Origin of the sequence: Peristeroidobacter agariperforans (assembly GCF_004138335.1) — a bacterium.
Taxonomy (GTDB): Bacteria; Pseudomonadota; Gammaproteobacteria; order Steroidobacterales; family Steroidobacteraceae; genus Steroidobacter; species Steroidobacter agariperforans.
On sequence record NZ_RYFW01000004.1, the window covers coordinates 66,406 to 79,755 of the forward strand.

The window sequence follows — 13,350 nt, forward strand, 5'->3', positions numbered from 1 at the left end:
ACTAAGCTACTGCTGCTGCCGCCCGAGCACCTTTTCGGCGGCGAGCACCTCGGTTTGCGCCGAGCCGAGCTTCCCCAGACGATCCAAGGCAGGTTCGAGTAGCTTCATCGCTTCGAGGTCGCGGCCCTCGGCAGCGAGCAGCCGGCCGCGCAGTAGATCGAGCCGCGGCGCCCAGTCGCGCTCCGGAGATGCGGTTTCGAGCAGTTTGGGGTCAAGCGCGGCGAGCAGGCGTTCGACTTCCTCGGCGGGGCGCTTGGCATCGAGGAGCGAGCGGGCCAGGAAAAACTGCAGGCGCTGCGTCTGCGGATGTCGTTCGCCGAGCTGCCGGCTCAGGTGCGCCCGCGCCGACTCGAGATGCTTGATGCCGCTGTCGCACTCACCAGCCTCGCATTCGTGTACGCCGAGCAGGCCTTCGGCAAGCGCGGTGTAATGATTATCCGCGCCAGCATCGCGCAGATAGCTCTCATAACTCGTGCGGCTGGCCGCGAGCGCTTCCTGCTGACGGCCGGTACGAGAATAAACAACGGCCAGGAGCCCGAGCGTTTCATGCGCGTAGAGGTTCGCGGGATTGTGCGCGATCATCGACTCGTACGTCTCACGCAGCAGCGGCTCAGCTTCCTTGTAGCGGTGTTCGAACACCAGATTCATGCCATAGAAATTCTTGAAGCGAGCGCCTGTCGGGCTGTCCTCGCCGCCGTCTCGGCGCAAAGTTTCGAGACCTTCGGCGAACAGCGGAGCGGCCTGCTCGAAGCGGCCCATGCGCGAATAGAGGGTGGCCACATTGGCTAGCCGTTTGAACAGTGCCGTGCCGTCGTTTGGATCGAGCTGGCGCTGGCTCGCCAGCGTGGCTTCGCAGTCATCGATCACGCCCTCGTAGCTGGACGAGATGATGCCGTGATAACAACGCGCGCGATACGCGGCGAACAGTGTGCGCGGATCGTCGATGGCTTGGCGCTCGAGCACTGCGTCGGCTTGCGCGATCAGTTGAGCCGCCTCGTCGAATCGCGAAGCCTCGGCAAGGTCCTGTGAGAGCCAGTACTGCGCCTGCAGGCTGCGCGGATGTTCTGCGCCGAGGCTGGCACGGAACAGCGCCAGCGCTTTGCGATCCTGGTCGATCGCGGCCGGCAGATCCGTCAGCTGACCGTACACCTCACCGGCCGTGGCGCGGATCGCGGCTTCGATCGCGGGTTGCTCGTGAAAACGGTCGCCGATGCGGCTCAGCGCGCGGTCGACGGCTTCGCGCACCGTTGGTGTCGTCGACTCGCCGAAGTCCTCGTATGGCGAGGCGGCGGCCAACACCTCGCGGCTGAAAAACTCGCTGACGGCCTGCGCGAGCGCCGCCTGCTCACGAGCCTCGCGCTCGGACCGCACGGCGTCTTGATAAAACCAACCGCCCAGAGCGAGGCCGCCGCAGAGTGCCATGACGGCGGTAATGATCCATGGACGGCGCGCACGCAGACGTTCGAGCTGGCGTGCCGTCTCAGCGGCGCGCTCGCGCAATTGCTGTTGAGCGCGCAAATCTTCGCGGCGTGTATCGAGCTGCCGTAGGCGTTGCGCCAGTTCTCGCGCCGAGGCCAAGCGCCGTTGCGGATTGCCGTCGACCGCCGCGGCGATGTCGCCTCGGAGGACCTCGTCGGGTACGTCGCGTTCCCAGCCCGGAGCCAGGGGCTTGCGCAGGTCGCCGACAACCAGCTGATACAACACGACGCCGAGCGCGTAGACGTCCGACGGGGCAGTTGCGCTGCCGTCGGCGATGACTTCTGGGGCGAGGTACAGCGGCGTACCGCCGCTCGGCATCGCCGCCAGAGTTTGAGTAAAGCCGAGCCGTGTAATACCGAACTGCGCAAGGCGGTCGATATGGAGCAGATGCGCGCTGCCGAAATCGGCCAGGCGCGTGCGCCAGCGGCCGTCACCCGCCGCCTCGACGAGGATGTTGCCGGGCTTCAGATCTTTGTGCAGCACGCCGACCGCATGCGCATCGGCGAGGGAATCGGCGACCGCCGCAAGCAGCTCTAGGCGCTGCTCGAGTGGTACACCGGCAGAGCCGTTCTGCGCTTGCCACCATTGCAACAGGTCGACACCGCCGTACTCGCATTCAATGTAGAACGGCGCCTGCTCGAAGTTCCAGTCCAACACTTTCACGAAGTCGTCGCGCTCGCCGAGCTGCTGACTCAGCATGCGGTAGAGCGTGACCTCGCGCTTGAGGCAGGACAGTCGCGCGCCGTCGACGCTCACCTTGAAGACGCGCTGCTCGCCAAGCTTACGGTGCCGCGCGAGCCACACCTCGATCCCGCGGTTGGAGCCGAGCGGCGCCAACAACTCCCATTGGTCACGCCCCGGCAGAGTGCCGCCTGTTTGCAGCGTTACCGCCTGCGCCTGAGAGTTGGACGCGGCCCGCACCTGCACCGGCACGGCCAGACGATACCCGAGACGGTGCACGGTCGTGATGATCGACTGATCGCGATCGCCGAGCGCGCTGCGCAGTTTGCTGATGGCCTGATTCAGCGCGCCGTCGGTGACATGGACGTGACCGTAAACCGCCTCGACCAGCTCATCTTTGCGCACCACTTCGCCGGCGCTGCGTAGCAGTTCGCGCAGAACCTGCAGTGGCCGCGGCTCGAGCTCGACTGGCTGGCCGCGCACGCTGAGGCGCCAGCTCCCCTCATCGAGCTCGGCGTCAGCGAAACGCCAGATGAAGCTCGGTATGTCGCCACCCGGCGGCGCGTCGCCGCTGCTGTTGCGTTGAATCGTGCTCATTCCTGGAACTTAGCGCGTCAGGCCGCCGTCGCCGGCGCACTCCCGCTCAAATCTGCGAACTGCAATGCTGCCAACCGCGCATAGAGCTCGTTGCTCTCGAGCAGTTGCGAGTGAGTGCCGATGTCGACGATGCGGCCGTGGTCCAGCACGACGATGCGGTCGGCTTTGAGAATGGTGGCGAGGCGATGGGCGATCACCAGTGTCGTGCGATGTTCCATCAGGCGCTCGAGCGCTTCCTGGACGTAACGCTCACTTTCGGCATCGAGCGAGCTGGTGGCTTCGTCCAACAACAGAATCGGCGGATCTTTCAGCAGCGCGCGGGCGATGGCGATGCGCTGGCGTTGGCCGCCGGAGAGGCGCGCGCCTTTTTCGCCCAGATGGGTGTCGTAGCCCTGCGGGAGCTCGCGAATGAACTCATCGGCGCCAGCGGCTCGAGCGGCCGCTTCGATGTCGGCATCAGAAGCATTGGGTCGTCCGTAGCGAATGTTTTCTCGCGCGGTGGTTCCGAACAACACCGTCTCTTGAGGCACCAGGCCGATGCGCGCGCGGACGTCTTCCGGCTTCGCTTGAGAAATATCCACGCCGTCGATGGTGATACGCCCCGACGCCGGATCGTAGAAACGGAGCAGCAACTGAAATGTCGTGCTCTTGCCCGCGCCCGAGGGGCCGACGAACGCGACGGTCTCGCCGCGCTCGATGGCGAGCGACAAATCATCGAGCGCCAGCGATTCCGGGCGTGAGGGATAACGAAACGAGATGTGCTCGAACGTGATGCGCCCGAGCGACGGGCTTGGGAACTGCTGCGGCTTGGGAGGGGCGAGGATATTCGGCGTCGCCACTTTCAATTCGACCAGGCGCTCCATCGCGCCGGCCGCTCGCTGCACTTCGCCCCACATCTCGCTCAACGTCGCTGCCGCGATCGCGACGTACACGGCATAGATGAGGAACTGGCTCAGCTCGCCGCCGGTCATCTCGTTGTCGAGCACGCGATGCGCGCCCTGCCACAGCACGAAGGTGATCGCGCCAAAGATCATCATCGTGCCGATCGCCGACATGGCCGAGCGGACCTTGGTCCGGCGCAGCGCCACCTGGAACGAGTCTTCAACGGCGGTGCTGTAGCGCTTGGTGTGCAAGCCCTCGAGCGTGAACGCCTGCACCGTCTGGATCGCATTCAGGGTTTCGCCGGCAAGGCCGCTCGTGTCAGCGATTTTGTCCTGCGACTCGCGCGACAACGTACGAAGCTTCCGGCCGACCGCAACGATCGGGAAGATCACGAGCGGAATGAGCACGACGATCATGCCGGCCAGCGACGGGCTGGTCGCGATCATCAACACCAAGGCGCCGATCAGCTGCACGATCGAGCGCAAGGTCATCGACAGGTTCACGCCGGCGATGCCTTGTACCAGCGTGGTATCCGTAGTCAGCCGGGACAACACTTCGCCGATCCGAGTGACCTCGAAGAACGTCGGATCCATGCGCACCACGCGCGCGTAAATATCCGCGCGCAGATCGGCGACGACGCGCTCGCCGAGCCAGGTGACGAAATACAGGCGCAGCGCCGCGAAGATGCCGAATAGCGCCGCGGCCACGAGAAACGCCACGAAGTAAGTATTGATGGTGGCTGCGTCCTGCGCCGCCATGCCGCGATCGATGAGATCGCGAAACGCCATCGGGATCACCAGCATCGCCGCCGCGGCCAGCAGCAGCGCGATCATCGCAAGCGTCAGAACGCCCTTATATCTGCTGAGGTACGGCCACAGCTCGCGCAGTGGTTTGAGAGAGCGGGCTTTGGGTCTTTCTGGATTGGCTGACATGGCGTGCGCAACATCCTTATCGTCGGTCTAGCGATAGACCGGAAGTTCCACATCCGTGAACAACGCCTCCACATCGGAGGGCGTGGCGGCATTGCCGGCGCGATCCACGAGCCGGCGGGTCAAATGCGGTGCGAGCAATTGCAGGAAGTCATACATATAACTGCGCAGCAGGGCGCCTTGATGGAAGCCCACCCAGGTCGAATGCGCCGGGAACAAATGCGACGCGTCGATGGACACCAGATCCGAATCCTCGCGCGGATCCATGGCCATGCTGGCGACGATGCCGACACCCATCCCGAGCCGCACATAGGTCTTGATCACGTCGGCGTCGCGAGCGGTGAGCGCCACATGGGGCGTAATGCCATGACGCGCGAAGATCTGCTGTAACGAAGACGGGCCCGAGAAGCCGAACACGTAGGTGACGATCGGATACTTGCCCAGCGTCTCGATAGTCACCTTGCCTTCGCTCGCGAGCGGATGACCCTGCGGCACGACGATGCGCCGATGCCAGCGATAGCACGGCAACAGCACCAGGTTGGTGAACAGCTCCTGCGAGCCGGTGTTGATGGCGAAGTCGATGCGATCCCGCCCGGCCATGTCGGCGATCTGCTCGGAGGTGCCCTGGTGGAGGTGCAGCTCCACGTCAGGATAGCGCTCCCGGAAGCGTCGGATGACCTGGGGCAGGACATAGCGAGCCTGCGTGTGGGTCGTGCCGATGGCCAGCGAGCCCTTGCCGTCGCCCTTCTGCTCGTCCGCCAGGCGCTTGATGCTCTGGACTTCCTTGAGGATTTTCTGCGCCCGGTCGATGACCCGCTTACCGGCGGGGGTGACCCGCGTCAGGGTTCGCCCCTGGCGCAAAAAGATGGGAAACCCCAGCTCGTCTTCGAGCTGTTTCAGCTGCTTGCTGACGCCCGGCTGCGAGGTGTGCAGGCGCTCGGCCGCGGCGGTGATGTTCAGGTCGTTCTCGACGATGGCGGCGAGGTACCGTAATTGTTGTAGTTTCATGCACTTAACTATAACGAACGGGGTGCGGCGAAGTCATAACGGGCCCGCATCATGACAGAACAAACCAGTCTTTCCCTGGTTATAAGCGGGTTAGCTACAGTGCTCCACAGAGAATAAGGATCGATTGAACATGACCGATGCACTGTCGCCCCGCCTGCAAACCCTCGTTGAGGGTACTCGCGCCCTGCTGGAGCAGGCCGTCCGCGAGCACCAGGACGTGGTTTACTCCAACAGCCTTGGCCTCGAGGCCATGGTGTTGACCGACATCATCAACACGTACACGCCGGAAATCGAGATGTTCACGCTCGACACCGGTCGCTTGCACGATGAGACCCTGTCGTTGCTGGACCGTCTGGAGCGCCGCTATCAGCGCCGCATTCAGGTGTTCTATCCGCAGGCCGAGGCCATCGAGCAGTACGTGCGCGACAATGGTATCAACGGTTTCTACCTCGGTACCGACGAGCGTCAATCCTGCTGCGGTATCCGCAAGATCGAGCCCTTCAAGCGCGCCATCGCCGGCCGCAAGGCGTGGGTCACCGGCGTGCGTCGGGAGCAGTCCGCCGAGCGCGCGCTGGGTGAGGCCAAGTCCTGGGACGATCGCTACGGTCTGTGGAAATACAGCCCGATGCTGGACTGGACCGAGGCCGACGTGTGGGCGTATATCAAGGCCCGAAGCCTCCCTTACAACGCCCTGCACGACAAAGGTTTTCCCAGCATCGGCTGCGCGCCGTGCACCCGGGCAGTGGAGCCTGGCGCCGATCCGCGCTCGGGCCGCTGGTGGTGGGAGAATCCCGAGTCTCGCGAGTGCGGCCTGCAGCCGCGCCGCCGGGTCATTCCGCTGAAGGTCGAGCCGCGTCGGGCGGCCGGCCAATAAGCCCGCGACGCCGGGCGTCGCAGGACGACGCGCACACATGGATTACTTCCCCATCTTTCTACGGCTCGCGAACGAACCGGTGCTGGTCGTCGGCGGCGGGGAAGTGGCTGCGCGCAAGATCGATCTGCTCCTGCGCACGCAGGCGAAGGTCACGGTCGTCTCTCCTGAACTGATCGAGTCGCTGGCCGAGAAGGCCGCCGCCGGCGTCATCACTTACGTCGCTGGCGAGTTTCAGCCCGAGTTGCTCGACGGCATGCGGCTTGCCATCGCCGCGACCGACAAGCAATCGGTCAACGCATGGGTCGCGCATCAGTGCGAGCGTAGGAACATTCCAGTGAATGTGGTCGACGATCGCGAGCTGTCGCGATTCATCATGCCGGCGATCGTCGATCGCTCGCCCGTCGTTGTCGCAGTGGGCAGCAGTGGCGACGCGCCCGTTCTGACGCGCCGACTGCGCGAGAAGCTCGAATCGTTCCTGCCGCAGCAACTCGGCGATCTCGCCAAGCTCGCGGGCAAGCTGCGTCCGACCGTTAAAGCGAAGCTGGAGCACGCCGGCACGCGTCGGCGCTTCTGGGAAAATTTCTTCGACGGCTCGATTGCAGCCGATGTGTTGTCCGGTCGCGAAGACGCGGCGGGGCAGGGCGTGCTCGATCGCATCGGCAACTCGATCGCCCGGTTCGCGAAGCAGTCCAAGTTCGCCGGCGAGGTGGCGCTGGTCGGAGCGGGTCCTGGCGATCCCGGCTTGCTGACGCTGCGTGCGCTGCGGGCTTTGCAGAACGCGGACGTGATTGTTTACGACCGGCTCGTTTCAGCCGAGGTCCTCGATCTCGCGCGTCGCGACGCTGAGCGCATCTATGTCGGCAAGGCGGCGGGCAATCATCACGTGTCGCAAGAAGACACGAACGCGCTGCTCGTGAAGCTCGCGAAAGAAGGCAAGCGCGTGTGCCGTTTGAAAGGCGGCGATCCTTTCATCTTCGGCCGGGGCGGCGAAGAGCTGGAAGCGCTGGCCGCCGAGGGCGTTCGATTTGAAGTCGTGCCGGGCGTGACCGCCGCGGCGGGTTGTGCCGCGTATGCAGGCATCCCGCTCACCCACCGCGATCACGCGCAGGCACTGACGTTTGTTACGGGACATTGCAAGGGTGAAGCCGACAATGTCGATTGGGCCGCGCTCGCGCGGCCCGGTCATACCACGGTGTTCTACATGGGCCTGAACCAGCTCGAGAACATCGTCGCTCGGTTGCGCGAGCACGGCGTGCCTGAAAGCCGCCCGGCCGCGCTCATCGAGCACGGAACTCGCCCGTCGCAACGCGTGGTGACCGCCACGATTGCCGATCTGGTTCAGAAAGCCGCCGAAGCTCGCGTGGAATCGCCGGCATTGCTGATCGTGGGCGAGGTGACTCGCCTGCACGAAGCTTTGCACTGGTTCAACACGCGCTCCGTCGAAGTCGCATCTACCGATGAAGGAAGGCTGTCAGCATGAGCAGCTCGAATGAAATTATCCGTCATGGCTTTGCCGATGCCATCGGCAACACGCCACTGATCCGCCTGAATCGTTTCAGCGAGCTCACGGGGTGTGAAATTCTCGGCAAGGCCGAATTCATGAATCCCGGCGGCTCGGTGAAAGATCGCGCCGCGCGCGCCATCATCGAAGCGGCCGAGCGCAGCGGCAGGTTGAAGCCGGGCGGCACGCTGGTCGAAGGCACCGCCGGCAACACCGGCATTGGCTTCGCGCACGTATGCAACGCGCGTGGCTATCGCTGCGTCATCGTGATGCCGGACAACCAGTCCAACGAGAAGTATCAGATGATCGAAACGCTCGGCGCGGAAGTGCTGCGCGTGAAGACCGTGCCGTACAGCGACCCGAATCATTACCAGAAGATCGCCGGCCGTCTGGCCGATGAGATTCCGGGCGCGGTGTGGGGCAATCAGTTCGACAACACCGCGAACCGCGACGCGCACGAACAGACGACCGGTCCGGAAATCTGGCAGCAGACCGGCGGCAAGATCGATGCATTCGTTTGCGCGACGGGCACGGGCGGAACGCTCGGCGGCATCTCGCGCTTCCTGAAGAAACAAAATTCCAACGTGCGCGTCACCTTGGCCGACCCGCAGGGCAGCTCGTTGTATCACTGGCTGCGCAATGGCGAGCTGAAGGCGACCGGGCCCGGCTCGATCACCGAAGGCATCGGCATCGGTCGCGTCACCGCGAACCTCGAAGGCTCGCCGGTCGACGATGCTCTGCATATCACCGATATCGAGTGTGTGCGCACCGTGTATCAGTTGCTGCGCGATGAAGGTTTGTTCCTCGGCAGCACCAGCGGCGTGAACGTCGCCGCCGCCGTGCAGATCGCGAAGCAGCTCGGCCCGGGCCACACCATCGTCACCATCCTGTGCGACAACGGCGCGAAGTATCAGTCGCGCTTGTTCAACAAGAAGTGGCTGGCGGAGAAGGGCCTGCTCGATGCGGCCGGCTTATCTCAGAACGGTCAGCCGACGCTGCTGGATGTTGCCAAGAATGTCGCCAACGTCGGTGCGTTTCCGCAACGACTGAGCGCCTGATTCTTCTGGTATCGAACCGGGCGGCCGCAGGTCCTTCGAGCCTGCGGCCGCGCTGTTTGTAGCTGCCCTTACTCCTTCGCGCGCGGAGACTTCTTTTGCTTGCGCCGGTTCATGTCCACCGCTGTGCCGCGGGCCGTGGGCTGTTCGACCGCGCCTGGCGAGTCTTCGCCCGGCGGCGCCTTCTCGAACTGGGTCCGGTGCATCATCTTGGCTTCCATCTTTTCCGTCGTGCCGGGCATGAGGTTCGCCATGGCAACCTTCAAAATGCCGTCGCCGCCAACGATGCGTTCGTCCTCCGGGTGGCGCGCGACCTCGACGATCGCGTCGATGACGTTCTGCGGATCGTGCAGCGGCTTCGGCGGTGTGACTTCGTGGCCGGTGTAGTTGGCCGCATGATCGAAGAACGGCGTGTCGTGCGCCGTCGGCAGGATGGTGCAGATGTGCACGCCGGCAATCTTGTTCTGTTTGACTTCCTGGCGCAGCGAATCGCTCAGACCGACGACGCCATGTTTGGCCGCGGCATAAGAGGTGTAATAGGGGACGCTGGTCTTGCCTAGCTCCGAGGCAATGTTGATGAGCGTGCCGCCGCCTTGCTTCAGGAACTGACGATAAGCGAAATACGAGCCATACAACGTGCCGAGCAGGTCTGTCTTGATGGTCTGCTCGTGGACGTCGATGGGAATGTCCTCGAAGCGGCCCAGCGCGCCGACACCGGCATTGTTGATCCACACATCGATGCGACCGCATCGGGAAATTGCCGTCTCGGCCAATTGCTCCACATCGCGTTCACTACTTACATCGACGGACACGGGGATCGCCGTGCCGCCTGCGATCTCGCACTCACGCGCGACGGTATCTAGCGCTTCGCCACGCCTCGCTGCAAGCACTACCGACGCGCCTTCACTTGCGAATTCCAGCGCGGCGCCGCGGCCGAAGCCGCTGGATGCGCCAGTAATCACCACGACCTTGCCGTGCAAATCTGGTTGCGTTGCCATTGCTCGTCTCCAGGATTTGTTCGGCAACGGCTGGCCCGCTGACAGTGTTCCTGTAGGAAGGGGCGGGGAACCGGGTCATGTTGTATCTTGTTGCATTGCTAATCCTGTTCGATGGAGGCACGGACCATGACCAGATCTCCAGGCCATCGGGAACATCCCGAGCACAAGGTGGCCGAGCGTCAGTTGCGGGAACGGATCAAAGTGTCGGTCGCCGGCGAGACCGTCGCGGACTCGAGCGATGTCATCAAGGTCGAGGAGGACGGCAGTCCGGTTCGCTATTACTTTCCGCGCGCCGATGTCGAGATGCAGCGATTGGAGCGTTCGGCGACCACGTCGCAGTGCCCGTTCAAGGGCGTCGCCAATTACTTCTCCATCAAAGCGGGCGACAAGGAGCTCAAGGATGCAGTCTGGTCATACGAAGATCCGTACGAAGATCACATCGCACTGAAGGGACGCCTGGCCTTCTACGACGACCGGCTGCCGCAGATCAGCATCTCGCCGCGTCCATAACGCCAAGGATTTCCGCAGGAGAAAGCCGCTCTCATTGTAGGTGGACGCGGTATGACAATTGCGCCCGCTCGGCGGCCAGGGAACAAGGCTTCCGGTCCGCCGTTGGTCATGAGTCACCATGATGAACTGCCTTGCGGGGGAGCGAACATGAATCCGGTTGCCGAGCGCATTACACCCAGCATCACGACCATGATCAAAATGGATCATTCCCAGGTGCTCGCGGTATTTCACCGCTACAAGCCGGACGTGATGCCGGCCAGGAAGCGAGCCCTGGTAACCAATGCTTGTCTGTCCATCGAAATCCACGCGCAACTCGAAGAGGAGATTTTCTATCCGGCGCTACGCGAGGTATTGAGTGGCGACGAGGTCTTGGAGAAGAGCGAGCCGGAGCACGCGCAGATGCGCACACTCATCGGCGAGCTACGCGGCATGATGGGCCCTGATGGCCCGACTGACGAAGCTTCGTGCGATGAGAAGTTCTTCGAGTTGATGCGATTGGTGATGCACCACGTGGCGGATGAAGAGACTCGGTTGCTTCCGGCAGCAGAGCGATTGCTGCGTGATCAGTTGGGCCGACTCGGCATCGAGATGACGAAGCGGCGCATGGAGCTGATGAAACCGCACGCTGCCGAGTTCGCCGAATCGACTGTGCGGTCGTTTCCCGCGGGTGCTGCCGCAGGAGCTGCGTTGCTCACGGCAGGTGCGGTCGCGGTCGGTGCAATGCTTTTCGCCAGGAACACCAAGAGGACTTCAGAGAACCGCATGAGCCGGTGGCGGCACTGAGCGAGTCGCTCAACCGGGGTGCGACCCCTCGGCGTAGCCACGCGGCGTGACGCCAAGCTGGCGAACGAAACATCGCGTCAGGTGACTTTGATCGTAAAAGCCCGCCGCGAGCGCTGCTTCAGCCAAGCCGCGGCCACTCTTGATGAGGCCTTGAGCGTAGGCGATTCGCCGTTGCACGATGTAAGCATGGGGTGTCAGCCCTAACTCTCGCGCAAACGAACGCAACAACCGATATTTGCTCAGGCCCGCTTCCTTGGCGAGCGAGGCGAGGGTGAGGGGCCGGGTGGGATCATCATCGATCATCTGGCGGGCGCGGCTGATACATCCCGTGAGGCCGTGGTCTCTTGCGGCTTTTGCGCTGGAATGATGGAGCAGGCCGGCAATCAGACTCAGCATGTCAGTTTCGCAGGCGACGGTGCCGTGTTCCTCGCGATGGAGGCAATGAGAGAACGCGGCGTTGAAGATAGGTTGCAAGCCCCGATCCTCGAACACCGGCGCGGAGAACATGAGCTCGGATCGCGCGCCGTCGCCGATGTCGCTACACATTGCCGCCAGCGAGTGCGGCGACAAGTATAGCATTCGCCAGGAGCGGCCTCCGTCCGCGGCCTGGCCATCGTGCACCTCACTTGGGTTCACGCAAATGAAGCTGCGTGGCCCAGCCTCCACCTGGCCTCTACCGCTCCACGAGGCGTGCTTGCCAGCATCGACCATCCCGATGCCATATTGATCATGAGTATGGCGAGGGAACGAGCGCTGCGAAGTTGCGTGCATCGCCTCGATGCCTGGAACCGGCAATGCGCGAAATCGAATGTCATCCTTCATGCGCGTTACCTTAGGCGGCATCGCTGCAATTGTCATCCCGCGCTGGTGCCAGGATGTGTCAGGACCACCGAAGTGTGTATCTGCCGGTCGGGAATTGCCCAGTAGGTACGGAGCAACTCGGGCGTTTCAGTTGCGGGGACCAGCACGAACCCGTGGCGCTGATAGAAATCGATCGCCCACCCCGCCGCAGCCCAGGTCCCGACGAGCATGCGCCGCTGACTGCGCTGGCGCAGATGCTTGATCAGTGCGCCGCCGACGCCTCGCCGTTGCAGGCCAGGCGTGACGTATGCGTGACGTATCAGATCAACGTCGCGCACCGGCTGAATTCCCATCACTCCCCGCAGCACTCCGTCCTCTTCGAGCCCCCAGAACGCGACGCCCGCGGCTACTTCCTGCTCGAGTTCGGCAAGCGACATGTACGGGTCGTGCCAGCAATCGGGCGGGATGACGCCGCGGTAGGCTTCGGCCGCAGCGTTGATGATGGAGAGGATGGGAAGGAGGTCATGGGAGCAGGGTTGGATGTTCATCGTGGGCGTGAGCATGCGGGCAGGGAAAGGCGGGGTATTGGATAAAATTGCAGCAGGCAGTGGCGCACCACCTTTGCACGCGGCGGACATGCTCCACTGGGTTGTCCAGTGGCCGGGAGTGCAAAGTATAATTCCGGGCCATCCCGATGCTCGCAAGCGAGGCGCATGCGCTTACTTCTGTTCGCCGTTAGCCTGTTGCTGGTCCTACTGGTCGTCGGCTACTTCTTCTTTTGCATCGTCATTATGTCCCGCAACGTCAGTCCGGGTCGGCCGCGGTTCGCTGTGCTTTTGCCACTCGCCCTGTTCGACGGATCATTGTTCAATGAGACGGGGAACCGCTATCGGAAACGGGCGCTCGGGATCAATGTCGTGCTGCTGATCTCGATTGTTGTGCTTGTCATAAGCGGGAATTGATATTCGAACCACACCATGCTCCGATCGTTGCACAAAGCCCTCTCGAAGAACGCCATCGAAAAGACCAGGCAGCGATTTATCGAGCAAGCGGAGGCCGATCACGGCGATTCCGCATGGGAAGTTCTTCAGCCGCTGCTGCGTGCGCAGTCTCATCAGAAGGAGGTTGCGTTCGCGCTCGTCGAGCTGGTTGGGCGAGGTTACCTTTCCAGGGAACGATCTCTGGAAGTGCTGGAAAGAGTTCACGCCGTGCATGCTGCGGACGAGCATCTGCTAGGCCTGGTTGGAGACTC

The 13,350-nt window shown here is 63.1% G+C and carries 12 protein-coding genes; 5 read left to right on the plus strand and 7 right to left on the minus strand.

Going from position 1 to position 13,350, the window contains the following annotated elements; all coding sequences use genetic code 11:
* Nucleotides 1–6: 6 nt before the first annotated feature.
* From EK373_RS26070 to cysB, 3 genes are read right to left on the minus strand one after another with little or no spacing between them, the layout of a single operon-like run.
* Nucleotides 7–2,757: a protein kinase domain-containing protein gene (locus tag EK373_RS26070; RefSeq protein WP_129647433.1), complete on the minus strand. Its 2,751-nt coding sequence runs from the start codon at nt 2,755–2,757 to the stop codon at nt 7–9.
* Nucleotides 2,758–2,774: 17 nt separating this feature from the next.
* Nucleotides 2,775–4,571 carry an ABC transporter transmembrane domain-containing protein gene (locus tag EK373_RS26075; protein WP_129647434.1) on the minus strand — a complete coding sequence of 599 codons (1,797 nt, stop codon included), beginning with the start codon at nt 4,569–4,571 and terminating at the stop codon, nt 2,775–2,777.
* 27 nt (nt 4,572–4,598) lie between these two features.
* Entirely contained in the window at nt 4,599–5,576 is a 978-nt protein-coding gene (gene cysB / locus EK373_RS26080; RefSeq protein WP_129647435.1) for an HTH-type transcriptional regulator CysB, read from the minus strand.
* Nucleotides 5,577–5,706: 130 nt separating this feature from the next.
* Here cysB and EK373_RS26085 point away from each other — a divergent pair, with 130 nt between their 5' ends.
* From EK373_RS26085 to EK373_RS26095, 3 genes are read left to right on the plus strand one after another with little or no spacing between them, the layout of a single operon-like run.
* Complete coding sequence (locus tag EK373_RS26085; protein WP_129647436.1) at nt 5,707–6,450, plus strand: phosphoadenylyl-sulfate reductase; 744 nt, start codon at nt 5,707–5,709, stop codon at nt 6,448–6,450.
* Between the two features lie 37 nt (nt 6,451–6,487).
* On the plus strand, nt 6,488–7,930 hold the full coding sequence (gene cysG, locus EK373_RS26090; RefSeq protein WP_129647437.1) for a siroheme synthase CysG: 1,443 nt from the start codon (nt 6,488–6,490) through the stop codon (nt 7,928–7,930).
* The gene (locus EK373_RS26095) at nt 7,927–9,009 is read left to right on the plus strand and encodes a cysteine synthase A (protein WP_129647438.1); all 1,083 of its coding nucleotides are present in this window, start codon (nt 7,927–7,929) and stop codon (nt 9,007–9,009) included. Before cysG ends, EK373_RS26095 begins: the two co-directional genes overlap by 4 nt.
* A gap of 68 nt (nt 9,010–9,077) precedes the next feature.
* Here the strand turns inward: EK373_RS26095 and EK373_RS26100 are convergent, their stop codons facing one another.
* Entirely contained in the window at nt 9,078–10,004 is a 927-nt protein-coding gene (locus EK373_RS26100) for an SDR family oxidoreductase (protein ID WP_129647439.1), read from the minus strand.
* Nucleotides 10,005–10,130: 126 nt separating this feature from the next.
* On the opposite strand from EK373_RS26100, the gene EK373_RS26105 reads away from it, so the two are divergent.
* Together EK373_RS26105 and EK373_RS26110 are read left to right on the plus strand one after the other, a co-directional pair.
* The gene (locus EK373_RS26105; RefSeq protein ID WP_129647440.1) at nt 10,131–10,514 is read left to right on the plus strand and encodes a DUF427 domain-containing protein; all 384 of its coding nucleotides are present in this window, start codon (nt 10,131–10,133) and stop codon (nt 10,512–10,514) included.
* 147 nt (nt 10,515–10,661) lie between these two features.
* Nucleotides 10,662–11,297 (plus strand): hemerythrin domain-containing protein, encoded by a 636-nt coding sequence (locus tag EK373_RS26110; protein WP_129647441.1) that lies wholly within the window; start codon nt 10,662–10,664, stop codon nt 11,295–11,297.
* A 9-nt stretch (nt 11,298–11,306) separates the two neighbouring features.
* On the opposite strand, the gene EK373_RS26115 is transcribed toward EK373_RS26110, so the two are convergent.
* From EK373_RS26115 to EK373_RS33505, 3 genes are all read right to left on the minus strand, one after another.
* Nucleotides 11,307–12,119: a helix-turn-helix domain-containing protein gene (locus EK373_RS26115; RefSeq protein ID WP_129647442.1), complete on the minus strand. Its 813-nt coding sequence runs from the start codon at nt 12,117–12,119 to the stop codon at nt 11,307–11,309.
* 32 nt (nt 12,120–12,151) lie between these two features.
* On the minus strand, nt 12,152–12,646 hold the full coding sequence (locus EK373_RS26120; RefSeq protein WP_129647443.1) for a GNAT family N-acetyltransferase: 495 nt from the start codon (nt 12,644–12,646) through the stop codon (nt 12,152–12,154).
* A 312-nt stretch (nt 12,647–12,958) separates the two neighbouring features.
* Nucleotides 12,959–13,312: a hypothetical protein gene (locus EK373_RS33505; protein WP_232831256.1), complete on the minus strand. Its 354-nt coding sequence runs from the start codon at nt 13,310–13,312 to the stop codon at nt 12,959–12,961.
* Nucleotides 13,313–13,350 lie beyond the last annotated feature (38 nt).